We start from the raw sequence: 23,952 nt of genomic DNA on the forward strand, positions 1-23,952 counted from the left end.
AACGCAATGGTTTTGGGGACTTGAAGATGAAGAAGTATCTGTCGATGCTGCTGGTCGGCGTCACGGCACTGGTTGCAGTCAGCGCGGCGCACGCCGGTGCCATCGATGACGCGGTCAAGCGCGGCACGTTGAAAGTCGGGATGGATCCGACCTACATGCCGTTCGAAATGACCAACAAGCGCGGCGAGATCATCGGGTTCGAAGTCGACATTCTCAAAGCCATGTCCAAGGCCATGGGCGTCAAGCTGGAGCTGGTGTCCACCGGTTACGACGGCATCATCCCGGCACTGCTGACCGACAAGTTCGACATGATCGGCAGCGGCATGACCCTGACCCAGGAGCGCAACCTGCGCCTGAACTTCAGCGAACCGTTCATCGTAGTCGGCCAGACCCTGCTGATCCGCAAGGAGCTGGAAGGCACCATCAAGTCCTATAAAGACCTGAACACTGCCGACTACCGCATCACCTCCAAGCTCGGCACCACCGGCGAAATGGTCGCCAAAAAACTGATCGCCAAAGCCAGGTACCACGGTTACGACAACGAGCAGGAGGCCGTGCTCGATGTGGTCAACGGCAAGGCTGACGCCTTCATCTACGACGCGCCGTACAACGTCGTGGCGGTGAACAAGGTCGGCAACGGCAAGCTGGTGTTCCTCGACAAGCCGTTCACCTACGAGCCGCTGGCCTTCGGCCTGAAGAAGGGTGACTACGACAGCATCAACTTCATCAACAACTTCCTGCACCAGATCCACGAAGACGGCACCTACGATCGCATCCATGACAAGTGGTTCAAGAGCAGCGAGTGGCTCAAGGACATGGAGTAACTCGGTCAGCCAGATCGAGTCGTCCCATTCACGAGCAAGCCCGCTCCCACATTAGACCGAGATCAAATGTGGGAGCGGGCTTGCTCGCGAAGAGGCCCTCCAGGGCAACACAAAAACCGGAACCTGCAATGAAACAGAAAAAAGCCCAATGGCCCTGGCACGTGCTGACCGTGCTGGTGCTGATCGGCCTGGCCGGCGCGCTGTATTACGCCACCTCGCTGATGTCCTACGAATGGCGCTGGAACCGTGTGCCGCAATACTTCGCTTACCACGCCGAAGAATCCCAGCGCGCCGCCGACATCTCCACCGTCAGCGAACTGGTGCGCAAGGGCGACAGGGCTGAAGTCACCCTGCGCAACGACGCGGGTGATGAGCAGCACCTGACCGTCGACGAAAACAGTCTGCAAGTCGCCCAGGGCGATGACGTAGCCGAAGGCGACGTCGTTGGCGTGACCCGCCATTGGGCCGCAGGACCACTGATGTGGGGCCTCTGGACCACCTTGTGGCTGTCCGTGGTGTCCGGCGTTCTCGGGCTGCTGATCGGTCTGGCCACCGGCCTTTGCCGGTTGTCGAACAACCCGACCCTGCGCGACCTTTCGACCATTTACGTCGAACTGGTGCGCGGCACGCCGCTGCTGGTGCAGATCTTCATTTTCTACTTCTTCATCGGCACCGTGATGAACCTGTCCCGGGAATTCGCCGGGATCGCCGCGCTGTCGCTGTTCACCGGTGCCTATGTGGCGGAAATCATCCGCTCCGGCGTGCAATCCATCGCCCGTGGCCAGAACGAAGCCGCACGCTCGCTGGGCTTGAGCGCCGGCCAGTCGATGCGCCATGTGGTGCTGCCGCAAGCCTTCAAGCGTGTGTTGCCGCCGCTGGCCGGGCAGTTCATCAGCCTGGTGAAAGACACCTCGCTGGTGTCGGTGATCGCGATTACCGAGCTGCTTAAAAGCGGCCGCGAAGTCATCACCACCTCGTTTTCGCCGTTCGAGATTCTGTTCTGTGTCGCCGGTCTGTACCTGTTGATCAACCTGCCGCTGTCGAAAATCGCCAGCCGGCTTGAGCGGAGGCTCGCGCAAAGTGATTGAAGTCCGCGATCTGGTAAAAGTCTTCGACACCCGTGGCCAGGTGGTACGCGCGGTGGATAACGTCTCCACCATCGTTGCCAAGGGCGAAGTGCTGGTGGTGATCGGCCCGTCCGGCTCCGGCAAGTCGACCTTCCTGCGCTGCCTCAATGGCCTGGAAGAGTTCGACTCCGGCTCGGTGAGCATCGACGGCCTGCAACTGGCTGATCCGAAAACCGACGTCAACGCCTACCGTCGCGAAGTCGGCATGGTGTTCCAGCACTTCAACCTGTTCCCGCACATGACCGTGCTGGAAAACCTGTGCCTGGCGCAGAAAGTCGTGCGCAAGCGTGGCAAGAAAGAGCGCGAGGCCAAGGCCATGGCACTGCTGGAAAAGGTCGGTATCGCCCAGAAAGCCCATGAATTCCCGTCGCGCCTGTCCGGCGGCCAGCAACAACGTGTGGCGATTGCCCGGGCGTTGGCGATGGAGCCGAAGGTCATGCTGTTCGATGAGCCGACCTCGGCACTCGACCCGGAAATGGTCGGCGAAGTGCTGGATGTGATGAAAAACCTGGCCATGGAAGGCATGACCATGGTTTGCGTCACCCATGAAATGGGCTTCGCCCGGGAAGTGGCGGACCGGGTGCTGTTCTTCGATCATGGCAAGTTGCTGGAAGATGCTTCGCCAGCGGAGTTCTTCGATGCGCCGAAGGATCCTCGGGCGCAGGCCTTCCTGCGGCAGGTTTTGTAACTTCGGCGTCTGACAGACCGCTTTCGCGAGCAAGCCCGCTCCCACATTGGAATGCGTTCTCCTGTGGGAGCGGGCTTGCTCGCGAAGGCATCACCTCAAACCTTGAATTTACCCACCAGCATCTGCAGATGCGTCCCCAGCCGCGCCAGCTCAACGCTGGAGGCTGCCGTCTCTTCACTCGCTGCCGAGGTCTGATCCGACACATCCCGTACGTTCAGCACACTGCGGTTGATCTCTTCGGCCACGGCGCTTTGCTGCTCGGCGGCAGCGGCGATCTGCTGGTTCATCGCCTGGATCGCCGAAACGGTGCGGGTGATGCTTTCCAGTGAGCCACCGGCGCGGCGGGTCAGTTCGACACTGCTGTCGGTCAGGGTGCGGCTATTGTCCATGATGGTCGCGACTTGCTGCGTGCCGTTTTGCAGGCCGACGATCAGCTCTTCGATCTCTTCGGTGGACTTCTGGGTGCGCTGGGCCAGGCTGCGGACTTCGTCTGCCACCACGGCAAAACCACGGCCGGCTTCACCGGCGCGGGCGGCTTCAATTGCCGCGTTGAGCGCCAGCAGGTTGGTTTGCTGGGCCACGGATTTGATGACGTCGAGCACGCTGCCGATCTTGTCGCTTTCGCGCTTGAGTTCGCCCATGGCCTCGGTGGAGTGACCGACTTCCGCGGCCAGGCGTTCGATCTGGGCGATGGCCTCACCTACCACTTTGTCGCCTTCACGGGCTTGCTGGTCGGCCGCGACGGCGGCTTCGGAGGCCTCCTCGGCGTTGCGCGCCACTTCCTGCACGGTGGCGGCCATTTCGTTCATGGCAGTCGCGACCTGATCGGTCTCGACCTTCTGGCTGTTGACCCCGGCGCTGGTCTGCTCGGTGACGGCGGACAGCTCTTCGGCGGCGCTGGCAATCTGCGTGACACCATCGCTGATGCCGCCGATCAGTTCGCGCAAGCCCTGGGTCATGCTCTGCATGGCCCGCTGCAACTGGCCGAGTTCGTCGCGGCGCAGGGAGACCAGGTTGTGGGTCAGGTCGCCGGCGGCCACGCGCTCGGCCACGGCCAGGGTCTGGTTCAAAGGAATGATGATCTGCCGGGTAATGGCCCAGGCGGCCAGCAGGCCGAAGGCGATGGCCAGCACCGTGGCGAGGGTCAGCATGTTCTTGGCGTGGGCGGCATCGGTGTCGCGCACGACGGTTTGCGAGACGGTGAGTTTTCGGCTCATGTCCAACAGGATCTCGCCTTGGGCAGACATGCGTGCCAGGGCCTTGGCGCTGGCCACCTGGGAGTCGCGGAACTGGCTGACAGCGGCGCGGTAGGCCTTCAGCGAATCCGTCGCCTGTTGCAGGTTGGCGATGTGTTCTTCAGGCAGTTTGGCCGGCAGGCTTTCGAGGTTCTTCAGGGCGTTGTCGATGGCGTCGAGGGCTGGCTGTTCGGCTTCGCTCTTGCCGCTGTAGGTGTAGCCGCGAACCTGGAAGCGCGCCTGCTGGATCAGTTTGCTCAGGTCTATCACGCTGTTGAAGGCTGCGACGCTGTCGCCTTGCAGCATGGATTTTTCCACTTCGGCGACGCGGGCCACGGCGTTATCGGCGGTGGCGCCGAGTTTGCTGCGGGCGTCTTCGCGCTGGGCGCCGGCCTGGGTCATGTCGCCGAATGCACGACGGTATTCGGCGACAGCAGCCAGTTGTTGCTCGACCATGGCCGTATCAGCCGGTTGCTCGATCAGGCCGCGGGCGGTCTGCAGGCCGCTTTCGAGTTTGCCCAACAGATCGTTGACGGCGCCGGGACCTTGTTCGCCGCGACGCATCTCGTAATCCAGGCGTGCAATGCGCAGGTCCTTGGTCAGGTCGTTGAGGCTGGCGATGAACCCCAGTTTATCGCCACGGCTGGTCACGCCGCTCAGGCCGCTCCAGCCGGTGAAGGTGATCAGCAGGGTCAGCAACAGTACCAGACCGAAGCCGATCCCCAGCTTGCGTTTGACGCTGACGTTTCCCAGATTCTCGGCTAGCCATTGATACATGCTGAAACTCCCCGGACCGCAATTTGGTTTTATGGGGGGTATATCGGCAGGGGAACCTGAATCTGTAGGCACTGCCCGATATACGGGCGGATGATTATCTTGAGTAGAAGTTGGACCTGTGGGAGCGGGCTTGCTCGCGAAAGCGGTATTTCAAACGCAGATAATGCATTGAATGTACCGGCCTCTTCGCGAGCAAGCCCGCTCCCACAGGGGAATTGTGTCGGGGTTTAGAAAAGGCGTGCCAGCAGCGCGGTCACGGCGGTTTCGACGCGAAGAATGCGCTCGCCCAGTTGCACCGGTTGCAGGCCGGATTTGCCCAGCAGGTCGATCTCGTAGGGAATCCAGCCACCTTCGGGGCCGATGGCCAGGGTCACCGGTTCGCTGAGTGCGCGAGGGCAGGGCGGGTAATTGCCCGGATGCCCCACCAGGCCGAGGGTGCCTTCGGTGATCGCCGGCAAACGGTCTTCGACGAACGGCTTGAAGCGCTTCTCGATGACGACTTCCGGCAGTACGCTGTCCCGCGCCTGTTCCAGGCCGAGGATCAACTGCTCGCGAATCGCCTCAGGCTCCAGGAATGGCGTCTGCCAGAAGCTCTTCTCGACGCGATAGCTGTTGACCAGCACGACCCGTGGCACACCCATGGCCGCCACGGTCTGAAACACCCTACGGAGCATCTTGGGCCTTGGCAGGGCTAATACCAGGGTCAATGGCAGCTTGGCAGGAGGTGGCTGGTCGAGGGTGACACGCAACTCTGCCTCGTCGGCGTCCAGGCGCAGCACTTCGGCTGAGCCCATCAGCCCGCCAATCCGCCCGACGCGCATGCTGTCGCCGACTTCGCAGCGGTGGACTTCCTGCATGTGGGTCAACCGGCGATCACGCAGGACCACCCGGTCGGCCGCAATGAAGTCGGCATCGATGAGGAGCAGCAGGTTCACGCTTGGGTCGCTGGCGGCTGGTCGTTGTGATCGTCAGCCGGCTGGTCTTCCTGATGGTCGCTGCGCTTGCTGATCAGGCTGCCGAACAGGATGCCGATCTCGAACAGCAACCACATCGGCACAGCCAGCAGGGTCTGCGAGAAGATGTCCGGCGGCGTCAGGATCATGCCGACCACGAAGCAACCGATGATCACGTACGGGCGGATTTTCTTCAGGTATTTGACGTCGACCACGCCGATCCACACCAACAGCACCACGGCCACCGGGATTTCGAACGCCACGCCAAAGGCGAAGAACAGCGTCATGACGAAATCGAGGTAGCTGGTGATGTCGGTCATCATCTCCACCCCGGCCGGGGTGGCCGCGGCGAAGAACTTGAAGATCAGCGGGAACACCAGGTAATAGGCAAACGCCATCCCGGTGTAGAACAGCGCGATGCTGGAAATCAGCAACGGCACGGCAATGCGCTTCTCGTGCTTGTACAGGCCTGGCGCGATGAAGCCCCAGATTTGATGCAGGATCACCGGGATTGCCAGGAACAGCGAGACCATCATGGTCAGTTTCAGCGGCGTCAGGAACGGCGACGACACGTCGGTGGCGATCATCGTCGCGCCGGCTGGCAGGTATGCCCGCAGCGGCGTCGAAACGAAGGTGTAGATCTGCTGGGTGAAAGCAAACAGGCCGGCGAAGATGATGAAAATCGCCGCTACGCAGCGCAGCAGTCGGGTACGCAGCTCGGTGAGGTGCGAAACCAGCGGCATGTGCTGGTCGTTTTCAGGAAGATCGCTCATGGGGCTCGCGGCGGCAGTGTTGGGTCATGAGGGGCTGGCGCAACAGGCGCAGCCGCAGGTGTGACAGGTTCAACCAGTATGGCTGCAACAACGGGTGCAGGTTCCGCCGCTGCCGCAGGTGTTGCGACGCTGGCGGCGGGAGCCTGAATCGTCTGCTCTCCCACATGCTCCACCGGCGTCGGCTCCTGCTGGGTCGGCGTGAAGATTTTCCGCGCCTCCTGCTCAAGCGACAGGATGTGTTCGTTGTGCAGTTGCCGACGAATCTCGTCGGCACCGATTTCACGTTCAACTTCCTGTTTGATCGCGTTGAAGCTGCGCTTCAGACGCCCGACCCACAGGCCAGCGGTGCGCGCAGCGCCCGGCAGGCGCTCGGGACCCAGCACCAGCAGGGCGACGAGGCCGACGAGCAGCAGTTCAGAGAAGCTGATACCAAACATTAGTCAGTGCTCACACGTCTTTGCGGATCGGCTCTTCGACTTTTTGCGCCTGCACGTCGATGGTGTGCGGCTGGTTCACCGAGGCCTGTGGCTGAACAGGCGGAACCGGTTGGGTCGGGGTCGCTGCCGGATCGGCCGGTTTTTCGTCGTCGTTCATGGCTTTCTTGAAGCCCTTGATCGATTCGCCGACGTCGGTACCGAGGTTTTTCAGTTTCTTGGTGCCGAAAACCAGTACCACGACAACCAGGATGACGATCCAGTGTTTCCAGTCAAAAATGCCCATGCTGCTGCTCCTCTCTAATAGTTATTCAGGCGGACGGGCGCGAGGCTTTCTCGGCGTGTCCGGAGAGACCGAAACGACGGTCCAGTTCATCGAGTACAGCCTGTGGATGCTGCCCCAATTGGGCGAGCATGACCATGCTGTGGAACCACAAATCGGCGGTTTCGTAGATCACATCGCTGCAGTCACCGCTGATGGCGGCATCCTTGGCGGCAATGATGGTTTCGACCGACTCTTCGCCGACTTTTTCCAGAATCTTGTTCAAGCCCTTGTGGTACAGGCTGGCGACATACGAGCTGTCGGCAGCGGCGCCTTTGCGCTCTTCCAGTACCTGTGCCAGACGGGTCAGAGTGTCACTCATGTTTATGCCCTGCGGAATAGATGGCGTGCGGATCCTTGAGGACCGGGTCGACGGTTGTCCAGTCGCCGTTCTCGAAAACGCGGTAGAAGCAGCTCTGGCGGCCGGTATGGCAGGCGATATCGCCGATCTGCTCGACCATCAGGATGATGACGTCGGCGTCACAGTCCAGGCGCATCTCGTGCAGGGTCTGCACATGGCCGGACTCTTCGCCCTTGCGCCACAGCTTGCCACGGGAGCGCGACCAGTAAATGGCGCGGTTCTCGGCAGCGGTCAGTTCCAGTGCTTCGCGGTTCATCCAGGCCATCATCAGGACGCGCCCGGTCTTGTGGTCCTGGGCAATCGCTGGCACCAGGCCGTCGGCGTCCCACTTGATCTCGTCCAGCCAATTCTTCATCAACGACTCCGATACGGGCCCGCACTTCAAAAATCGGGGGCCTGCGTTCAATGCAGCGTCCAAACAGTGTGCCAGCGTGTTGCGCGACTGGCTATCGGCGAACGACCAGATACAAACCGACCGCCATCATGATGCCAGCCGGCCAGTAAGCCAACTGGTTCAGCGGGCCGCCAGCGGCAAGGATGGCGCCCCCGGCCAGGTGAGCCGTGCCAAGCAGGCGCAGGAACCAGTCGTCCCGGCGTCGATGCCATGTTGGAGGCGGATCGTTGGCATGGGGCTGGGACAGGCGTTCGAGCAGGTCACGCGTCATGTTGGCCAGGTGCGGGATCTGTTCGATCTGGCTCTGCACGTTGCCAAACAAGGTTTTGGGGCTGACGCGCTCGCGCATCCAGCGTTCGAGGAACGGTTGTGCGGTGTTCCACAAATCGAGGTCCGGGTACAGCTGGCGGCCCAGGCCTTCGATGTTCAGCAAGGTTTTTTGCAGCAGGACCAACTGCGGCTGCACTTCCATGTTGAAGCGCCGTGCGGTCTGGAACAGGCGCATCAGCACCTGACCGAAGGAAATATCCTTTAACGGTTTTTCGAAGATCGGCTCGCACACGGTACGGATCGCTGCTTCGAATTCGTTGAGTTTGGTTTCTGCCGGCACCCAGCCCGAATCGATGTGCAATTGCGCCACGCGGCGGTAATCACGCTTGAAGAAGGCGAACAGGTTGCGCGCCAGGTAATCCTGGTCTTCCGGGGTCAGGCTGCCGACGATGCCGCAGTCGATCGCAATGTATTGCGGGCTCCAAGGCTGCACGGTGCTGACGAAGATGTTGCCGGGATGCATGTCGGCGTGGAAGAAGCTGTCGCGGAACACCTGGGTGAAGAAGATCTCCACGCCGCGCTCGGCGAGCATTTTCATGTCGGTGCGCTGGTCGGCCAGGGTCGCCAGATCGGTGACCTGGATGCCGTAGATGCGCTCCATCACCAGCACCTTCGGCCGGCACCAGTCCCAATAGACTTGCGGCACGTACAGCAGCGGCGAGCCGTCGAAGTTGCGCTTCAACTGGCTGGCGTTGGCCGCCTCGCGCAGCAGGTCGAGTTCGTCGTAGATGGTTTTTTCGTAATCGCTGACCACGTCCACCGGGTGCAGCAGGCGCGCATCGGCAGACACTCTTTCGGCAGCGCGCGCGAGAATGAACAGCCACGCCAGATCCTGCTTGATGACCGGTTTGAGGCCCGGGCGGATTACCTTGACGACGACTTCTTCACCGGTTTTCAGTTGCGCGGCATGCACCTGTGCCACCGAGGCCGAGGCCAGCGGTTCAACGTCGAAACGGCTGAACACGTCACTGATTTTCTTGCCCAGCTGCTCTTCGATCAGCTTCACCGACACCTGCGAATCGAACGGCGGCACCCGATCCTGCAGCTTCATCAGTTCATCGGCGATGTCTTCCGGCAACAGGTCGCGGCGAGTGGACAGGATCTGCCCGAACTTGATGAAGATCGGCCCCAGGTCCAGCAACGCCAGGCGCAAGCGCGCGCCACGGCTCAGGTCCAGCGGCTTGCGCGGGAACCAGCGCCACGGCAAGGCATAGCGCAGCGCCATCAGAAACCAGGGCAGTGGCAGATCGAACAGCAGGTCATCGAGGCGGTAGCGGATCACGACGCGCTGGATGCGCAACAGACGGCGGACGGCAAGCAGCTTCATGCGTTATCGCTTGGGTCGAGGGATCGGGAAAGGCGCTCGAAACGCGCCTCGAGACGTTCCAGATCGAGCTTGATCTGGTCCAGTTCACTGAAACGGGCTTCGGCTTCACGCTGACCGACAAGGGTGCGCGACTCTTCGGCCAGGTATTCGCCCAGGTTCTGGCCCAGGCTGGCAAAGCCTTGCTGATACCAGCGGGCGCGGCTGCGCAGGTGACCGCTGACCAGTTGCGTGGGCACCGGCCCCAGCCAGCGCGAGAGTTCGTACTCCCAGTCCAGCTCCAGGTCCTGGAGGATCGCCGACAGTTCCAGCAGCACGCCGCTGTCACCGTCGAGTTCGACTTCAGGGCTGTGCAGGATCGAGGTCTTGTCCTTGCTCATGGCCAGCTTCAACAGGCTCGAAGCCGGTGCACGCAGGGTGCAGTCGGCGCCGGTTTCCCACTGGGAGGCGAGCATCAGGCCTTCGTCGCTGGGCAGGATGAACAGTTGCAGCGCCGGGCTGCGGCAGTCGACGGCAATCACCTTGCCGGTCAGATGCGCCAGCCGCGGCAGCGCCGTACTGTCGAGACGCAGCACCCGGTTGAGGCCGAGCTCAACGCTGGCGAGCAGGCCGGCGAGCAGCATCAGGGCTTGATGCCGCGGTGCAGGGCAACGATGCCTGCGGTCATGTTGTGATAGGTCACGCGGTCGAAACCGGCCTCGACCATCATCGACTTCAGGGTTTCCTGGTTCGGGTGCATGCGGATCGATTCGGCCAGGTAGCGATAGCTTTCCGAGTCATTGGTGATCAGCTTGCCCATCAACGGCATGAAGGCGAACGAGTAGGCGTCGTAGGCCTTGGACATCAGCGCATTGGTCGGCTTGGAGAACTCCAGCACCAGCAGACGGCCGCCAGGCTTGAGCACGCGCAGCATCGAACGCAGGGCATCTTCCTTGTGGGTCACGTTGCGCAGGCCGAAGGCGATGGTCACGCAGTCGAAATGGTTGTCGGGGAACGGCAGTTTTTCCGCATCGGCCTGGACGAATTCGACATTGCCGGCCACACCGAGGTCCAGCAGGCGGTCACGACCGACCTTGAGCATGGATTCGTTGATGTCGGCCAACACGACCTGGCCGGTCGGGCCGACCAGGTGCGAGAACTTCCTGGTCAGGTCGCCGGTGCCGCCGGCGATGTCGAGTACGCGATTGCCGGCACGAACGCCCGACAGTTCGATCGCGAAACGCTTCCACAGACGGTGCATGCCGCCCGACAGAAGGTCGTTCATCAGGTCGTACTTGGCGGCTACGGAGTGGAAAACCTCAGCGACTTTTTCCGCTTTCTGGCTTTCCGGAACGTTTTTGAAGCCGAAGTGAGTGGTGGGTTCGGCATCGCTGCCTTTGCGCTGATCAGTCATATCGCTGTCACCAAAAGAGAATGCGCGACATTCTAATCCCCAAGGCATGCTTTGTCTTGGCAAGGCTGAAGGTAAGATGGGTAACCATCGGGACGTTTTGACGCAGCAGAGGTCAAGACGCCTCGGGAAAGCATCCATAAAGCAGGAGTCATTTGATGGCCCGTATTAGTGTTGAACGTGCCCATGGCCTGGGTAAGGAAGCGGCTCGCGAGAAGGCCGACAAGCTGGCGCAAAAACTTTCCGATCAGTATGGCCTGGAGCCGCAGTGGTCCGGCGACACCCTGAACCTCAAACGCCCGGGTGTGAAGGGCGCGGTGCATGTCGCCGACGATTCGATTCGCGTCGAAGTGGAACTGGGCCTGATGATGTCGGCCATGAGCGGCATGATCAAAGCGGAAATCGAAAAGGCCCTCGACAAGGCCCTGGCCTGATTTCTGATTGAAATCACATCCCCTGTGGGAGCGGGCTTGCTCGCGAAAGCGGTATGTCATTGAACATTTATGTCGACTGACCCACCGCCTTCGCGAGCAAGCCCGCTCCCACATTTGTTTTGTGGTGCCTTTGCTGTTCATGTCAGTTGTTAGGGTGCCGTTTCTAATTTTTCTCCCTACTTTGTGCCAGAGCCCGACACTTATCCGGGCAGTTCCTCAAACCTTCTGCGCGTGAGGTGCACCATGGCCAAAGTTATTTTGAAGAAAAAAACCGACGCGTCGACCAGTACGCTGAGCGACGTCAAAAGCTATGCCCGCAAGATCTGGCTGGCAGGCCTGGGTGCCTACACCAAGGTCGGCCAAGAGGGCAGCGAGTACTTTCAAGAGCTGGTCAAAGCGGGTCAGGTTGTTGAAAAGAAAGGCAAAAAGGTAGTCGCTGAGAAGCTTGAAGCGGCCAATGCCGAGATCGATGAAGCCAAGAGTGAAGTCAGCACTTTCAAAGGCAAGGTCGAAGTTCAACTCGACAGGGTCGAGAAGGCGTTCGATACGCGTGTCGCAAGTACCTTGAATCGTATCGGCATTCCGTCTAAACATGACGTTGAGGCACTCTCTGCTAAGCTCGATGAGCTGACGGCATTGCTCGAACGCGTCGCGCGTAAATCTTAAGGAGAACGGGATGGCTGTTAAAAAGAAAACCGAAAAAGAAGGCAGCTCGTGGATCGGGAAGGTTGAAGATTACTCCCGAAAAATCTGGCTGGCTGGTTTAGGCGTGTACTCGAAGATCGACACTGACGGCAGCAAACTCTTCGATGCATTGGTTAAGGACGGCGAGAAAGCCGAGAAGCTCACCAAGAGCGCCGTTGGCAAGACAGTCGACGCCGCCAAGGACTCCGCTTCTTCGGCCAAGTCGCGCATCAGCGGTGTGAAAGATCGCGCACTGGGCAAGTGGGATGAGCTGGAAGGCGCTTTTGACAAGCGTCTGAACAGCGCCATTTCGCGTCTGGGCGTACCGAGCCGCAACGAAGTCAAGGCACTGCACAGCAAGGTCGATACCCTGACCAAGCAAATCGAAAAACTGACCGGTGCCAAGGTTGCGCCTGTCGCGGCGAAAACCGCAGCTGCCAAACCTGCTGCCAAGACTGCCGCCGCCAAGCCGGCAGCCAAGACTGCTGCCAAACCACTGGCAAAAGCGGCAACCAAGCCTGCGGTTAAAACCGCTGCTGCCAAACCTGCAGCGGCCAAGCCGGCAGCTAAACCGGTCGCCGCAAAAGCCGCCGCCAAACCAGCGGCTAAACCGGCAGCCAAGCCAGCAGCAAAAACTGCAGCGGCCAAGCCAGCGGCCAAACCCGCTGCGGCGAAAAAACCTGCAGTGAAAAAGCCGGCAGCTCCAAAAGCCGCCGCGCCAAAACCAGCAGTGGCAGCTGCCAAACCGGCAACACCGGTAACGCCAGCAGCTCCGGTCAGCGCATCGAACTCCGCTGCCGCGCCAACCCCTGCTGTCACCCCGACTGTCGCGCCAACTCCATCGACGCCAACCAGTCAGTCCTGATTTTCAGGGCTCAAGAAAACGCCCGGCCTGTGAAGGTCGGGCGTTTTTGTTTGTGCGCAATTCGAGAGCACCACTGACCCCGTGTAGGAGCGAGCTGCTCGCGAAAAAGGTACAGCCGACGCTACACAGCGCCTGCAATACCATCGCGAGCAAGCTCGCTCCTGCAGGGGGGGTAGAGGGGTTATTCGTGTTCCTTGAGATACTCCATCGCCATCTGCTCGGTCGCTGCCTTGATCGGCGCCAGAAGGTGTGGCGCAACCAGCATCATGATCTGGTAAACCACCAGTCGCACCTCGCCTTCACGATCGAGAATCCGCTGGTAATCCAGTGAGAACAGCAGGGTCATGGTGATCTGCTCCACCAATTGCCCCAGTGCCTGGGTATCGCTGACCAGCAGCCCTTGCGCCTGCAATCGTGCGAGCAACGACGCCAGTGTGCGCTTGAGTGCATTGAGCAGATTGCGAATGCCCTTGGCCAGTTTCGGCAGGCGCCCGGCGAGGTTCGACAGGTCCTGGAAGAGAAACCGGTAGTGGGACAGGCGTTCGACGATCAGGTGCAGGAACAGCCAGTAGTCCTCAGGCGCCAGTTCGACATCGGCCGGTGGATCGAGCAGCGGGGCGAGTTCGCCCTGAAAGCGCTCGAACAGCCCGAGAATCAGCGGTTCCTTGCCGTGGAAGTGGTAGTAGAGGTTGCCCGGGCTGATGCCCATTTCATTGGCAACTTCCATGGTGGAGACATTCGGTTCGCCCTTTTGATTGAACAACTGCAGGGCACATTCGAGGATCCGGTCGCGGGTTTTCATCCAGTCTTCTTAATGTTCGTGCCAGGCCAACCTCCAGTCCTGTAGGAGCGAGCATGCTCGCGATGGTCGTTAACGATTACGCGGGCTACCTGATTACCCGCGGCGTCTGGATATCCATCGCGAGCATACTCGCTCCTACCGGGTCGGAGACTGACTGCGGCCTTTTTTAGGTTCAGCGCACACGTACGTAGGTACCGGGCGCAGCTTCCATCGGTGGATAGTTCTGGTTGCCGAGCGCCATGTGGGTTTCCTTCTGTGCGCCGGAGCGTTCCTGAACCCAGCTCAGCCATTGGGTCCACCAACTGCCGTCGACATGCCTGCCGTCGTAGTACCAGGCGCGGGGGTCGCTGCTCAGTTTGCCGTTTTCGACGTAGTTGGCTTTCGGGTTGCTCGGCGGGTTGAGGATGCTCTGCACATGACCGCTGTTGGATAGCACAAAGCGCCGCTCGCCACCGAGCAACAGCGTCGAGCGATACACCGCATCCCACGGCGTGATGTGATCGTTGATGCCGGCGACGCTGAAGCTGTCGACGGTGACCTTCTGCAAATCGATCGGCGTGCCACACACTTCCAGGCCGCCCGGGTGGGTCAGCGGGTTGTGCTTGAAGAAGTCCAGCAGGTCGCCATGCAGGGCGGCCGGCAGGCGCGTGCTGTCGTTGTTCCAGTAGAGGATGTCGAACGCCGGCGGCTCCTTGCCCAACAGGTAGTTGTTGACGAAGTAGCTCCAGATCAAATCGTTGGGGCGCATCCAGGCGAAGACCTTGGCCATGTCGCGGCCGTCCAGCACACCTTTCTGATAGGAGCGGCGCTTGGCGGCCTCCAGAGTCTGCTCGTCGGCGAACAGCGAAGCGGGGCTATCCAGCTGGCTGTCGAGCAGGCTCACCAGATAAGTCGCACTGGACACCCTGCGCAGTTGCCGCTTGGCCTGCAAGTGGCCTTGCAACGCGGCAATGGTCAACCCGCCGGCGCAGGCGCCCATCAGGTTGACCTCGCGTGCGCCGGTGATCGCCCGGCACACATTCATGGCCTCTTCCACGGCTTCCACGTAGGTCGAGAGCCCCCATTCACGGTGACGCACATCCGGGTTGCGCCAGCTGATCATGAAGGTCTGCAGGCCGTTTTTCAGCGCGTACTGGACGAAGCTGTTGTGGGGGCTCAGGTCGAAAATGTAGTACTTGTTGATTTGTGGCGGCACCACCAGCAGGGGCTTGGAATACTGCTTTTCGCTCATCGGCTTGTACTGGATCAACTCCAGCAGTTCGTTGCGAAACACCACGGCACCGGTGGTGGTGGCGACCGTCTTGCCGACCTCGAACGCTTGCTTGGTGACTTGCCGGGGCAAGCCATCGTTGTGCAGCAGATCGTCCACCAGATGGCCGATACCACGCACCAGGCTGTTACCCCCGGAATTGAAGAGCTCCTTGACCGCCAGTGGATTGAGCAGGGTGTTGGAGGGCGATACGGCGTCATTGAGCAAGGCGAAAGCGAAGTGGGCGCGGGCGCGGTCGTCCGGGCTCATGTTGCTCTCGTCGATCCAGCTTTTGACCTGCTTCTGCCAGCTCAGATAGGCCTGCAGGCTGCGCCGGTAAAACGGGTTGAGGCTCCACGCCGGATCGGCGAAGCGAGTGTCCTGCGGGTTGGTCGGGTGCAGGGTTTCACCCAGCAGCACACGACCAAGCTGGCCGCCGAGTTTGAGGGCATGTCGGGCACTGTGCACCGGATTGCGCAAGCCATGGGCGGCCACACTGCGCAGGGTCGATAACAGATCCCGACCGCGCAGGCCGGTAATCGCACTCTGTGCATTGATGAACGCGGCGGGAGTCGGTAACGAATCCCTCGCTGGTTTCTCGCGCATGAGTCAACACTCCTTCGTCTTCAGGCTAAAAACAAACACACCGAACCAGAACACCATAGACGCTGTAACGGGTTGTTGCGCGGCGTGGCGTCCTGCCGGCCGCTGATGCAGCGGTTTAGCTGCCCAATGGCGCCGGACGCGGATGCATCACCGCGCGCTGGCGCTCCTCTTCCAGGAATTTCATGATGATCGGGGCCACAGCTTCGGCCCGGGTAATCAGGAACAAATGCCCGTCATCGATGATGTGCAGCTGGGCGTTGGGAATCCGCCAGGCCAGCAAGCGCATGTTGACCAACGGGATCAGCGGGTCATCGTCGCCGGCCAGTACCAGGGTCGGCTGACGGATCTTGTGCAACCAGTGGATGCTGGTCCAGCCGAGGCCGGCGAACAGCTGCCAGTAGTATCCGAGCTTGCCCGCTGAACGCACCTTGGCCGCATGGCTCGCGGCCAGCGTCGGGTCGCGACGGAAAGCGCCGCCGTAGATCATCGGCGCAATGCGAATTACGTGGGACGGTTGGATGTAACGTCGCGGACTGGCCATCATCCACAGCACTTTCGGCTTGCCCGGTACCATCACCGCACCTGCCGCCGTCGCCGCCAGCACGAGTTTCTTGCAGCGCTCCGGATAGTCGTAAGCGAACTGTTGGGCCAGGGCGCCCCCCCAGGACACGCCGATGACATTGACCTGCCCGTAGTCGAGATAGTCGAGCATCCGCGCCGTGAGCTTGGCCAGCCCCGGAAAACGATACGGCCGGTTCGGTGTCGACGAACCGCCGACGCCGGGTACGTCGAAAGCGATGACTTCCAGGTCCGGGTCCAGCGCCGCGATGAACGGGAACACCAGCTCCAGGTTGGCGCCAATGCCGTTGAAAATCAGCAGGGGCGTCAAGTGAGGCTTGCCGGGGCGTACCGCCGTGCGGAGCGTCTGGCCATCCAGCTCGACGGTACGGAATATGAAGGGTTGCGGCATGCTTCTGGCCCTGTGGGTCGCTCTCTTGAATTCTTCCCCATCCCCTGTAGGAGCGAGCTTGCTCGCGAAAAACGCGAGGACGACACGTTAACCAGGCAGTGCTCGTTATCGTTGACGTCCATCGCGAGCGAGCTCGCTCCTACAGTAGGGCGAGGTGTGTCAGTTACCGCTCATGCACGTAAGTGCCCGGTGCGGCTTCCCCTGCCGGGTAGGCCTTGTTGCCCAGTTTTGCCGGTGCTTTTTTCAGGTTGCCCGAACGCTGTGCCTGCCATGCCTGCCAGTGCAGCCACCAGGAGTCGGCGTGCTTGGTCGACTCTTCCTGCCAGTCATCGGCATCGGCGGGCATTTGGGTGCTGGTCATGTAGCGCGATTTCGGATTGCCCGGCGGGTTCAGAATGCTCTGGATGTGCCCGCTGCTGGACAGCACGAATTCAACGTTGCCGCCGAACAGTTGCGCCGACTTGTAGCAGGAGCGCCACGGCGTGATGTGGTCGCTGGTGCCGGCCAGCGAGAAGATGTCGGCGGTAACCTTCTTCAGGTCGATCGGCGTGCCGCACACTTCCAGTGCATCGGCGCGGGTCAATGGATTGCTTTTGAACATTTCGATCAGGTCGCCATGGAACGCCGCAGGCAACCGGGTGGTGTCGTTGTTCCAGAACAGAATGTCGAAAACCGGCGGTTCGTTGCCCAACAGGTAGTTGTTGACCCAGTAGTTCCAGATCAGGTCGTTGGGGCGCATCCAGGCGAAGACCTTGGCCATGTCGCGGCCTTCCAGCACGCCGGCCTGGTACGATTGGCGCTTGGCGGCTTCGAGGGTCTGCTCGTCGACGAACAGGGCCACGTCGCTGTCCAGGGTGGTGTCGAGCACGCTGACCAGCAGGGTCAGGGCGTTGACCTTGTTCTCGCCGATTGCTGCGTAGTGGCCCAGCAGCGCGGTGCAGGTGATGCCGCCGGAGCAGGCACCGAGCATGTTCACGTCTTTGCTGCCGGTAATGGCGGTGACCACATCAACCGCTTCCTTGAGCGCTTCGATGTAGGTCGACAGGCCCCACTCGCGCTGCTCCTTGGTCGGGTTGCGCCAGCTGACGATGAAGGTCTGCACGTTGTTGCGCAGGCAGAACCGCGCCAGGCTTTTTTCCGGGCTCAGGTCGAAAACGTAGAACTTGTTGATCTGCGGCGGTACCACCAGCAGTGGGCGTTCATGCACCTGCTCGGTGATCGGCTTGTACTGGATCAGCTCCAGCACGTCGTTGCGAAAGACCACTGCGCCCTCGGTCACACCAAGGGTCTTGCCGACCTCGAATGCGCCCATGTTGACCTGGCTCGGCATGCCGCCGTTATGCACCAGGTCCTTGGCCAGATGCGAGAGGCCATCGAGCAGGCTTTTGCCACCGGTTTCGAAGAAGCGCTTGACCGCCGCCGGGTTGGCCGCCGTGTTGGTCGGGGCGAAGGCTTCGGTCATGAGGTTGATCACGAAATGCCCGCGGCTGACGTCCTTGGGCGGCAGGTTGCTGTCGCCGATCCAGTCGTGGAGTTCCTTGCGCCACGCCAGGTAGGTTTGCAGATAACGTTTGTAGAGCGGGTTCTGGCTCCAGGCCGGATCCGCGAAGCGACGGTCATCGCTGGTCGGTAGCAGCTCGGATTTGCCGAGCAGCACGTTCTTGAGTTCAAGGCCGAAATGCGCAACATGCCTGGCGCTGTGAATCGGTTGTTTGATGGCCTGCCTGAGTACCATGCGAGCAGAAGCCAGTAGATCCTTTCCACGCAGTCCAACGACAGGATTCAGCCCCAAGGTGTTTTCCGAGGCTTGATTCTTCAAGTCATCGTTATTCTTGTTACTCATCTACGACGCTCCATTGTCCTGAGACGAGTACCGGGTCCTGCTGTGTAGTCACACAGCCAATGCCAGGTACTACTGCTCGGGGTGACCGTTAATACTGCATCGCTGCTTTTTTAATGCAGAGAGCACTGCAGGGAACTTGCCAGTTCCATTGGTTACCCGAGTTTAATTTTTTTCGCAAGCAGGCCGATCGGCGGCCCTGGAGCGGAGCATTCAAACAGATGAAATTAGAAAATGCCCTCTAAAGAGCAAGAGGCTCAGGCTAGAGCATCAGTTTGACGACGGATTCGTTCGGATCGCGGGTTTTTCCAGCCGCTTTCAGTTCGGCCAGATAGTCATCCCAGAGTGCGTCATAACGTCGCGCCAGTTCGTAGAGGTATTCCCAGGTAAACAGACCACTGTCGTGACCGTCATCGAAGGTCAGTTTCAGTGCGTACTGACCGGCCGGTTCTACCTTGGTCAGGCCTACGTTGATCTTGCCAAACTGCAGGATGGGTTTGCCGTGGCCCTGGACCTCGGCGGAAGGAGAATGCACGCGCAGGAATTCGGCGGGCAGGGTGTATTCCTCGCCGGACGCGTATTTCAGCGACAGGGTTTTCGAGGCTTTGTGCAGCTTGATGTCAGTGGGGAGTTGGGTCATGGCCTGAAGTCCGTTATGTGGCAGACCCCGATTTAAATGTGGGAGCGGGCTTGCTCGCGAAGAGGCCATGACATTCAACATCAATGTCGAATGTCAGACCGCTTTCGCGAGCAAGCCCGCTCCCACAGGGGCCGCGATTACCGTAAGTATGGCTTACAGGATATAACGGGAAAGGTCTTCGTTCTGCGCCAATTCGCCCAGGTGGCTGTTGACGTAGTCGGCGTCGATCTGGATCACCTTGTCGTCATGGGCGCTGGCCAGGTCGCCGGCGCTGAACGACACCTCTTCGAGCAGGCGCTCGAGCAAGGTGTGCAGGCGACGGGCACCGATGTTTTCGGTTTTCTCGTTGACCTGCCAGGCAATCTCCGCGATGCGCTTGATGCCGCTCGGCTGGAACTCGATGCCCAGGCCTTCGGTTTTCAGCAGCGCGCAATATTGCTCGGTGAGCGAGGCGTGCGGTTCGCTGAGGATGCGTTCGAAGTCTTCTGGCGAAAGGGCCTTGAGTTCGACACGAATCGGCAGGCGACCTTGCAGTTCCGGCACCAGGTCGCTCGGCTTGCTCAGGTGAAACGCACCGGAAGCGATGAACAGGATGTGGTCGGTCTTGACCATGCCCAGCTTGGTGTTGACGGTGCAGCCCTCGATCAGCGGCAGCAAGTCGCGCTGCACGCCTTCGCGGGATACATCGACGCCACCGGTATTGCCACGCTTGGCGACCTTGTCGATTTCGTCGATGAACACGATGCCGTGCTGCTCGACCGCTTCCAGGGCCTTGGCCTTCAACTCTTCATCGTTGACCAGGCGGCTGGCTTCTTCGTCGCGCACCAGCTTGAGCGCTTCCTTGACCTTGAGCTTGCGGCTCTTGCGCTTGCCCTTGCCCATGTTGGCGAACAGGCTTTGCAGCTGGTTGGTCATTTCTTCCATGCCCGGTGGCGCGGAGATATCGACGCCGGCCATTTCGGCGACTTCGATTTCGATCTCCTTGTCGTCCAGCTGGCCTTCGCGCAGGCGCTTGCGGAACAGCTGACGGGTATTGGAATCCTGGGTCGGGGCATCGTCGCTGCTGAAACCCATGCGTGCCGGCGGCAGCAGGGCGTCGAGGATGCGCTCTTCGGCAGCGTCTTCAGCGCGGTGGCGTACCTTGACGATTTCCTGTTCGCGCAGCAGCTTGATCGCGGCATCGGCCAGGTCACGAATGATCGATTCGACGTCGCGGCCGACATAGCCGACTTCAGTGAACTTGGTCGCTTCGACCTTGATGAACGGTGCGTTGGCCAGTTTCGCCAGGCGTCGGGCGATCTCGGTTTTACCGACACCGGTCGGGCCGATCATCAGGATGTTCTTTGGCGTCACTTCAACACGCAGTTCTTCAGGCAGCTGCATGCGGCGCCAGCGGTTGCGCAGGGCAATGGCTACGGCGCGCTTGGCATCGTCCTGGCCGATGATGTGGCGGTTGAGTTCGTGGACGATTTCACGGGGAGTCATGGGCATGATATTCAGTGGACCTCAAGCAAGAATGGGCCGTGGTGCGGTGGGCGGCACGGGCTTACTCGGCGCAGTCCTGCTCCTCAATGGTCTGGGTGTGGTTGGTGAATACACAGATGTCGCCAGCGATACCGAGGGCGGTTTCGACGATTTCCCGGGCCGACAGGTCGGTCTTTTTCAGCAGGGCGCTGGCGGCGGCCTGGGCGTAGGCGCCACCGGAACCCATGGCGATCAGGCCTTCTTCTGGCTCGACCACGTCGCCGTTGCCAGTGATGATCAGGGAGGCGTCTTTGTTGGCGACCGCGAGCATGGCTTCAAGGCGGCTCAGGGAGCGGTCGGTGCGCCATTCCTTGGCGAGTTCGACAGCGGCGCGCACCAGGTGGCCCTGGTGTTTTTCAAGCTGGCCTTCGAAGCGTTCGAAGAGGGTAAAGGCGTCAGCGGTGGCACCGGCAAACCCGGCGATGACCTGGCCGTGGTACAGGCGACGAACTTTTTTCGCGTTGCCTTTCATCACGGTATTGCCGAGGGAAACCTGGCCGTCGCCGCCCATGACGACTTTGCCGTGGCGGCGAACTGAAACGATGGTGGTCAAGGGAAGAGTCTCCACGCAGCGGGGCGAAAATGCCTTATCCCAACACATATGGGGGTGGTGGAAAGGATTTCAACTGCGGAGCGGGAGAGGGGACGAGCGGTGGCTTGGTCGAGGGTCTTGTGGTGTCTGTTCTGACGCCTTCGCGGGCAAGCCCGCTCCCACAGGGGGCGCGTAGACCTTGTGGGAGCGGGCTTGCTCGCGAAGAACGATGACGCGGTGGTCCTGAAGGGCTCAGCGGTTCTGGCGTTGTTGTAACAACAGATTACTGAAGCCGGCGCCGGCCAGTTGTTTCTGGGCGGTGGTCAGTTGTTCGCGGTTGCTGAACGGTCCGACCAGAACCCGATACCAGGTTTCGTCCTTCACCGTTCCGGACTCGACCGAGACGGCCTGGCCCAGCAGGATGATCTGCGCCCGGACCTTGTCCGCATCGGCCTCCTTGCGGAACGAACCGGCTTGCAGGAAGAATCTGGTCACTGGCGCCGCCTTGACCGGAGGTGCTGGCGGAGGCGTGATCCCGGCCAGGGCTGCCTGGGCACGAGCCGTGTCGATCTTCGCCGCTTCGGCCGGGGTGACCGGCGTTGTCGGGATGGCTGGCACTTGCGGCGTCGGCAGGGTCTTTTCCGGTACGGCATCGGGCGGCACGATGACTTCCGATTCCGGCAGCAAGGTGTAGAAGTCGTACTTCGGCTTCACCGGCTGCGTCGGGCTCGGCGGGGTCTTGTTGGCCTCGGCGATCTTGCTGGCTTTCTGTTGTTGCTGTTGCTCGACCTTTTCACGCTTGACCGTGTCGCTGCCCTTGCCCGGTTCCAGTTTCATCAGGAACACGATGAACGCGCCGACCGTCAGGCCAATGGCCATCCATAGCCAGCCCGGGATCGGTTGTTTTGCAGGAGCTTGATAACGGCTGGCGCCACGCTTGGGTGCAGGTTTTTTCTTGGCAGCCAACTTACATACGCTCCAGAGTTTCCAGGCCCAAGAGTTCCAGGCCTTGCTTGAGAGTGCGTCCGGTCAGCGCGGCGAGGCGCAGGCGGCTCTGCATTTGTGCCGGGGTATCGGCGGCGAGGATCGGGCAGTTCTCGTAGAAGCTGGAGAACAGGCCGGCAACGTCGTACAGGTAAGTGCAGAGGATGTGCGGGGTGCCTTTTTCGGACACGTTGTTCAGGATTTCACCGAACTGCGCGAGTTTCGCCGCCAGTTCGTGTTCGTGCGCCGCTTCCAGAACGATCTGGCCTTCGACTTCGCTGAAGTCCTTGCCGAGTTTGCGGAACACACCGGCCACGCGGGTGTAGGCGTACAGCAGGTACGGCGCGGTGTTGCCTTCGAAGTTGAGCATCAGGTCGAAGTTGAAGCTGTAGTCGCTGGTGCGGTGCTTGGACAGGTCGGCGTATTTCACCGCGCCGATGCCCACGACCTTGGCGATGTTGCGCAGCTCGGCTTCGGCCAGCTCCGGGTTCTTGTCCTTGACCAGGGTGTAGGCGCGTTCCTGGGCTTCGGTCAGCAGGTCGATCAACTTCACGGTGCCGCCATCACGGGTCTTGAACGGACGGCCGTCAGCGCCGTTCATGGTGCCGAAGCCCATGTGTTCCATTTCCATCGGATGGGTCACGAAACCGGCCTTGCGCGCCACGGCGAACACTTGCTGGAAGTGCAGGGCCTGACGCTGGTCGACGAAGTACAGCGCGCGATCGGCCTTGAGCTTGCCGCTGCGGTAGCGCACGGCTGCCAGGTCGGTGGTGGCGTACAGATAGCCGCCATCAGCCTTGACGATGATCACCGGCAGCGGGTCGCCGTCGGCGTTCTTGAACTCGTCGAGGAACACGCACTGGGCGCCGTTGCTTTCGACCAGCATGCCCGCGGCCTTGAGGTCGTTGACCACATTGATCAGGTCGTCGTTGTAGGCACTTTCGCCCATCACATCGGCCATGGTCAGTTTGACGTTGAGCAGTTCGTAGATCTTCTGGCAGTGCGACAGCGAGATGTCCTTGAACTTGGTCCACAGCGCCAGGCAATCGGCATCGCCGGCCTGCAACTTGACCACCAGGCCACGGGCGCGGTCGGCGAACTCTTCGGATTCGTCGAAGCGTTGCTTGGCGGCGCGGTAGAAGTTTTCCAGATCCGACAGTTCGTCGCTGGTGATCGGGTTTTCCTGAAGATAAGCCATCAGCATGCCGAACTGGGTGCCCCAGTCGCCAACGTGGTTCTGACGGATCACGGTGTCGCCGAGGAACTCCAGAACACGGGCCACGCCGTCGCCGATGATGGTCGAGCGCAGGTGGCCGACGTGCATCTCTTTGGCCAGGTTCGGAGCCGACAGGTCGACCACGGTGCGCTGTACCGGGCCGGCCTTGCGCACGCCGATGTTGGCGTCGGCCAGGGCGGCGTCCAGGCGTGCGGCCAGGGCGTCGGTGTTCTGGAAGAAGTTCAGGAAGCCAGGGCCGGCGATTTCGGTCTTGGAGACGTTTTCGTCAGCCGGCAGCGCGGCAATGATTTTTTCCGCCAGATCGCGGGGCTTCATGCCGGCCGGCTTGGCCAGCATCATGGCGATGTTGCTGGCGAAGTCGCCATTTTTCTTGTCGCGGGAGTTTTCCACCTGGATCGCCGGCGACAGGCCTTCAGGCAACACACCTTCGTTGACGAGTTGGGTGATGGCTTGTTGGATCAGCTGGCGAATGGTGTCTTTCATGGTCTTCTCTTTCGACCGCTGGCGCGGCGGCGCATCGTGCGCTGGTGGAAAAACTGGGCATTATCCGTTGCGAAGACGGGCTTGCCAACCTTAGCAGGCAGGTTATGGATGTGTGGTGACAATTAAGGCCTCTTCGCGAGCAAGCCCGCTCCCACAGTAGATCTCGGGTG

General features: G+C 60.8%; 25 protein-coding genes and 1 pseudogene. 6 read left to right on the plus strand and 20 right to left on the minus strand.

Going from position 1 to position 23,952, the window contains the following annotated elements; all coding sequences use genetic code 11:
- The first annotated feature begins 26 nt into the window (after positions 1-26).
- From AC06G5_RS01705 to AC06G5_RS01715, 3 genes are all read left to right on the plus strand, one after another.
- Positions 27-824 (plus strand): transporter substrate-binding domain-containing protein, encoded by a 798-nt coding sequence (locus AC06G5_RS01705; protein ID WP_413428243.1) that lies wholly within the window; start codon positions 27-29, stop codon positions 822-824.
- Between the two features lie 128 nt (positions 825-952).
- Entirely contained in the window at positions 953-1,912 is a 960-nt protein-coding gene (locus tag AC06G5_RS01710) for an amino acid ABC transporter permease (RefSeq protein WP_413703712.1), read from the plus strand.
- Positions 1,905-2,639 (plus strand): amino acid ABC transporter ATP-binding protein, encoded by a 735-nt coding sequence (locus tag AC06G5_RS01715; protein WP_413428241.1) that lies wholly within the window; start codon positions 1,905-1,907, stop codon positions 2,637-2,639. The genes AC06G5_RS01710 and AC06G5_RS01715 overlap by 8 nt, the downstream gene beginning before the upstream one ends.
- A gap of 95 nt (positions 2,640-2,734) precedes the next feature.
- Here the strand turns inward: AC06G5_RS01715 and AC06G5_RS01720 are convergent, their stop codons facing one another.
- From AC06G5_RS01720 to ubiE, 11 genes and pseudogenes are all read right to left on the minus strand, one after another.
- Positions 2,735-3,607, minus strand: coding sequence for a methyl-accepting chemotaxis protein (locus AC06G5_RS01720; protein ID WP_416339966.1), 873 nt, complete (start codon positions 3,605-3,607; stop codon positions 2,735-2,737).
- Positions 3,590-4,651: pseudogene (locus AC06G5_RS01725) on the minus strand (methyl-accepting chemotaxis protein); the annotation flags it as partial. The pseudogene AC06G5_RS01725 and the gene AC06G5_RS01720, both read right to left, overlap by 18 nt.
- A 227-nt stretch (positions 4,652-4,878) precedes the next feature.
- Positions 4,879-5,586, minus strand: a complete 708-nt coding sequence (locus tag AC06G5_RS01730) for a 16S rRNA (uracil(1498)-N(3))-methyltransferase (RefSeq protein WP_413428240.1) — start codon at positions 5,584-5,586, stop codon at positions 4,879-4,881.
- Entirely contained in the window at positions 5,583-6,377 is a 795-nt protein-coding gene (tatC, locus tag AC06G5_RS01735; protein ID WP_413703711.1) for a twin-arginine translocase subunit TatC, read from the minus strand. Before tatC ends, AC06G5_RS01730 begins: the two co-directional genes overlap by 4 nt.
- Positions 6,374-6,814 carry a Sec-independent protein translocase protein TatB gene (gene tatB, locus AC06G5_RS01740; RefSeq protein WP_480458913.1) on the minus strand — a complete coding sequence of 147 codons (441 nt, stop codon included), beginning with the start codon at positions 6,812-6,814 and terminating at the stop codon, positions 6,374-6,376. The genes tatC and tatB overlap by 4 nt, the downstream gene beginning before the upstream one ends.
- 10 nt (positions 6,815-6,824) lie before the next feature.
- Complete coding sequence (locus tag AC06G5_RS01745) at positions 6,825-7,097, minus strand: twin-arginine translocase TatA/TatE family subunit (RefSeq protein WP_008017048.1); 273 nt, start codon at positions 7,095-7,097, stop codon at positions 6,825-6,827.
- A 25-nt stretch (positions 7,098-7,122) separates the two neighbouring features.
- Complete coding sequence (locus AC06G5_RS01750) at positions 7,123-7,455, minus strand: phosphoribosyl-ATP diphosphatase (protein ID WP_007899279.1); 333 nt, start codon at positions 7,453-7,455, stop codon at positions 7,123-7,125.
- Positions 7,448-7,849, minus strand: coding sequence for a phosphoribosyl-AMP cyclohydrolase (gene hisI / locus AC06G5_RS01755; protein ID WP_046816940.1), 402 nt, complete (start codon positions 7,847-7,849; stop codon positions 7,448-7,450). Before hisI ends, AC06G5_RS01750 begins: the two co-directional genes overlap by 8 nt.
- A gap of 91 nt (positions 7,850-7,940) precedes the next feature.
- Positions 7,941-9,545, minus strand: coding sequence for a ubiquinone biosynthesis regulatory protein kinase UbiB (gene ubiB / locus AC06G5_RS01760; RefSeq protein WP_413428765.1), 1,605 nt, complete (start codon positions 9,543-9,545; stop codon positions 7,941-7,943).
- Positions 9,542-10,165, minus strand: a complete 624-nt coding sequence (locus tag AC06G5_RS01765) for a ubiquinone biosynthesis accessory factor UbiJ (RefSeq protein WP_413428764.1) — start codon at positions 10,163-10,165, stop codon at positions 9,542-9,544. Before AC06G5_RS01765 ends, ubiB begins: the two co-directional genes overlap by 4 nt.
- Positions 10,165-10,935 carry a bifunctional demethylmenaquinone methyltransferase/2-methoxy-6-polyprenyl-1,4-benzoquinol methylase UbiE gene (ubiE, locus tag AC06G5_RS01770; protein WP_007975568.1) on the minus strand — a complete coding sequence of 257 codons (771 nt, stop codon included), beginning with the start codon at positions 10,933-10,935 and terminating at the stop codon, positions 10,165-10,167. The genes AC06G5_RS01765 and ubiE overlap by 1 nt, the downstream gene beginning before the upstream one ends.
- 155 nt (positions 10,936-11,090) lie before the next feature.
- Here ubiE and AC06G5_RS01775 point away from each other — a divergent pair, with 155 nt between their 5' ends.
- From AC06G5_RS01775 to AC06G5_RS01785, 3 genes are all read left to right on the plus strand, one after another.
- Positions 11,091-11,366 (plus strand): polyhydroxyalkanoic acid system family protein, encoded by a 276-nt coding sequence (locus tag AC06G5_RS01775; protein WP_413428763.1) that lies wholly within the window; start codon positions 11,091-11,093, stop codon positions 11,364-11,366.
- A gap of 243 nt (positions 11,367-11,609) precedes the next feature.
- Positions 11,610-12,032 carry a phasin family protein gene (locus tag AC06G5_RS01780; protein ID WP_085717304.1) on the plus strand — a complete coding sequence of 141 codons (423 nt, stop codon included), beginning with the start codon at positions 11,610-11,612 and terminating at the stop codon, positions 12,030-12,032.
- Positions 12,033-12,042: 10 nt separating this feature from the next.
- Complete coding sequence (locus tag AC06G5_RS01785) at positions 12,043-12,915, plus strand: phasin family protein (RefSeq protein ID WP_413428762.1); 873 nt, start codon at positions 12,043-12,045, stop codon at positions 12,913-12,915.
- A 181-nt stretch (positions 12,916-13,096) separates the two neighbouring features.
- On the opposite strand, the gene AC06G5_RS01790 is transcribed toward AC06G5_RS01785, so the two are convergent.
- The 9 genes from AC06G5_RS01790 to argS form a co-directional block, all read right to left on the minus strand.
- Positions 13,097-13,717 carry a TetR/AcrR family transcriptional regulator gene (locus tag AC06G5_RS01790; protein WP_111289461.1) on the minus strand — a complete coding sequence of 207 codons (621 nt, stop codon included), beginning with the start codon at positions 13,715-13,717 and terminating at the stop codon, positions 13,097-13,099.
- 172 nt (positions 13,718-13,889) lie between these two features.
- On the minus strand, positions 13,890-15,572 hold the full coding sequence (gene phaC, locus AC06G5_RS01795; RefSeq protein WP_480458914.1) for a class II poly(R)-hydroxyalkanoic acid synthase: 1,683 nt from the start codon (positions 15,570-15,572) through the stop codon (positions 13,890-13,892).
- Between the two features lie 115 nt (positions 15,573-15,687).
- Complete coding sequence (gene phaZ, locus AC06G5_RS01800) at positions 15,688-16,542, minus strand: poly(3-hydroxyalkanoate) depolymerase (protein ID WP_008017034.1); 855 nt, start codon at positions 16,540-16,542, stop codon at positions 15,688-15,690.
- Between the two features lie 163 nt (positions 16,543-16,705).
- Positions 16,706-18,385, minus strand: coding sequence for a class II poly(R)-hydroxyalkanoic acid synthase (gene phaC, locus AC06G5_RS01805; protein WP_413428505.1), 1,680 nt, complete (start codon positions 18,383-18,385; stop codon positions 16,706-16,708).
- Positions 18,386-18,644: 259 nt separating this feature from the next.
- Positions 18,645-19,022 carry a gamma-butyrobetaine hydroxylase family protein gene (locus AC06G5_RS01810; RefSeq protein ID WP_008017032.1) on the minus strand — a complete coding sequence of 126 codons (378 nt, stop codon included), beginning with the start codon at positions 19,020-19,022 and terminating at the stop codon, positions 18,645-18,647.
- Between the two features lie 153 nt (positions 19,023-19,175).
- A complete protein-coding gene (hslU, locus tag AC06G5_RS01815; RefSeq protein WP_413428504.1) occupies positions 19,176-20,513 on the minus strand; it encodes an ATP-dependent protease ATPase subunit HslU in 1,338 nt (445 codons plus the stop codon).
- Between the two features lie 55 nt (positions 20,514-20,568).
- On the minus strand, positions 20,569-21,099 hold the full coding sequence (gene hslV, locus AC06G5_RS01820; RefSeq protein ID WP_008017029.1) for an ATP-dependent protease subunit HslV: 531 nt from the start codon (positions 21,097-21,099) through the stop codon (positions 20,569-20,571).
- 231 nt (positions 21,100-21,330) lie between these two features.
- Positions 21,331-22,044: an SPOR domain-containing protein gene (locus tag AC06G5_RS01825; protein WP_322615501.1), complete on the minus strand. Its 714-nt coding sequence runs from the start codon at positions 22,042-22,044 to the stop codon at positions 21,331-21,333.
- 1 nt (position 22,045) lies between these two features.
- Positions 22,046-23,782, minus strand: a complete 1,737-nt coding sequence (gene argS, locus AC06G5_RS01830; RefSeq protein WP_413428503.1) for an arginine--tRNA ligase — start codon at positions 23,780-23,782, stop codon at positions 22,046-22,048.
- Positions 23,783-23,952: the final 170 nt, after the last annotated feature.

The sequence above is a fragment of the Pseudomonas sp. WT-JTC genome, assembly GCF_056711565.1.

Coding starts and splice junctions, on each gene's coding strand:
- AC06G5_RS01705 (WP_413428243.1), top strand. CDS start 27: ATGAAGAAGTATCTGTCGATGCTGCTGGTCGGCGTCACGGCACTGGTT.
- AC06G5_RS01710 (WP_413703712.1), top strand. CDS start 953: ATGAAACAGAAAAAAGCCCAATGGCCCTGGCACGTGCTGACCGTGCTG.
- AC06G5_RS01720 (WP_416339966.1), bottom strand. CDS start 3,607: ATGCAGAGCATGACCCAGGGCTTGCGCGAACTGATCGGCGGCATCAGC.
- tatC (WP_413703711.1), bottom strand. CDS start 6,377: ATGAGCGATCTTCCTGAAAACGACCAGCACATGCCGCTGGTTTCGCAC.
- tatB (WP_480458913.1), bottom strand. CDS start 6,814: ATGTTTGGTATCAGCTTCTCTGAACTGCTGCTCGTCGGCCTCGTCGCC.
- AC06G5_RS01745 (WP_008017048.1), bottom strand. CDS start 7,097: ATGGGCATTTTTGACTGGAAACACTGGATCGTCATCCTGGTTGTCGTG.
- AC06G5_RS01750 (WP_007899279.1), bottom strand. CDS start 7,455: ATGAGTGACACTCTGACCCGTCTGGCACAGGTACTGGAAGAGCGCAAA.
- hisI (WP_046816940.1), bottom strand. CDS start 7,849: ATGAAGAATTGGCTGGACGAGATCAAGTGGGACGCCGACGGCCTGGTG.
- ubiB (WP_413428765.1), bottom strand. CDS start 9,545: ATGAAGCTGCTTGCCGTCCGCCGTCTGTTGCGCATCCAGCGCGTCGTG.
- AC06G5_RS01765 (WP_413428764.1), bottom strand. CDS start 10,165: ATGCTGCTCGCCGGCCTGCTCGCCAGCGTTGAGCTCGGCCTCAACCGG.
- ubiE (WP_007975568.1), bottom strand. CDS start 10,935: ATGACTGATCAGCGCAAAGGCAGCGATGCCGAACCCACCACTCACTTC.
- AC06G5_RS01775 (WP_413428763.1), top strand. CDS start 11,091: ATGGCCCGTATTAGTGTTGAACGTGCCCATGGCCTGGGTAAGGAAGCG.
- AC06G5_RS01780 (WP_085717304.1), top strand. CDS start 11,610: ATGGCCAAAGTTATTTTGAAGAAAAAAACCGACGCGTCGACCAGTACG.
- AC06G5_RS01785 (WP_413428762.1), top strand. CDS start 12,043: ATGGCTGTTAAAAAGAAAACCGAAAAAGAAGGCAGCTCGTGGATCGGG.
- AC06G5_RS01790 (WP_111289461.1), bottom strand. CDS start 13,717: ATGAAAACCCGCGACCGGATCCTCGAATGTGCCCTGCAGTTGTTCAAT.
- phaC (WP_480458914.1), bottom strand. CDS start 15,572: ATGCGCGAGAAACCAGCGAGGGATTCGTTACCGACTCCCGCCGCGTTC.
- phaZ (WP_008017034.1), bottom strand. CDS start 16,542: ATGCCGCAACCCTTCATATTCCGTACCGTCGAGCTGGATGGCCAGACG.
- phaC (WP_413428505.1), bottom strand. CDS start 18,385: ATGAGTAACAAGAATAACGATGACTTGAAGAATCAAGCCTCGGAAAAC.
- AC06G5_RS01810 (WP_008017032.1), bottom strand. CDS start 19,022: ATGACCCAACTCCCCACTGACATCAAGCTGCACAAAGCCTCGAAAACC.
- hslU (WP_413428504.1), bottom strand. CDS start 20,513: ATGCCCATGACTCCCCGTGAAATCGTCCACGAACTCAACCGCCACATC.
- argS (WP_413428503.1), bottom strand. CDS start 23,782: ATGAAAGACACCATTCGCCAGCTGATCCAACAAGCCATCACCCAACTC.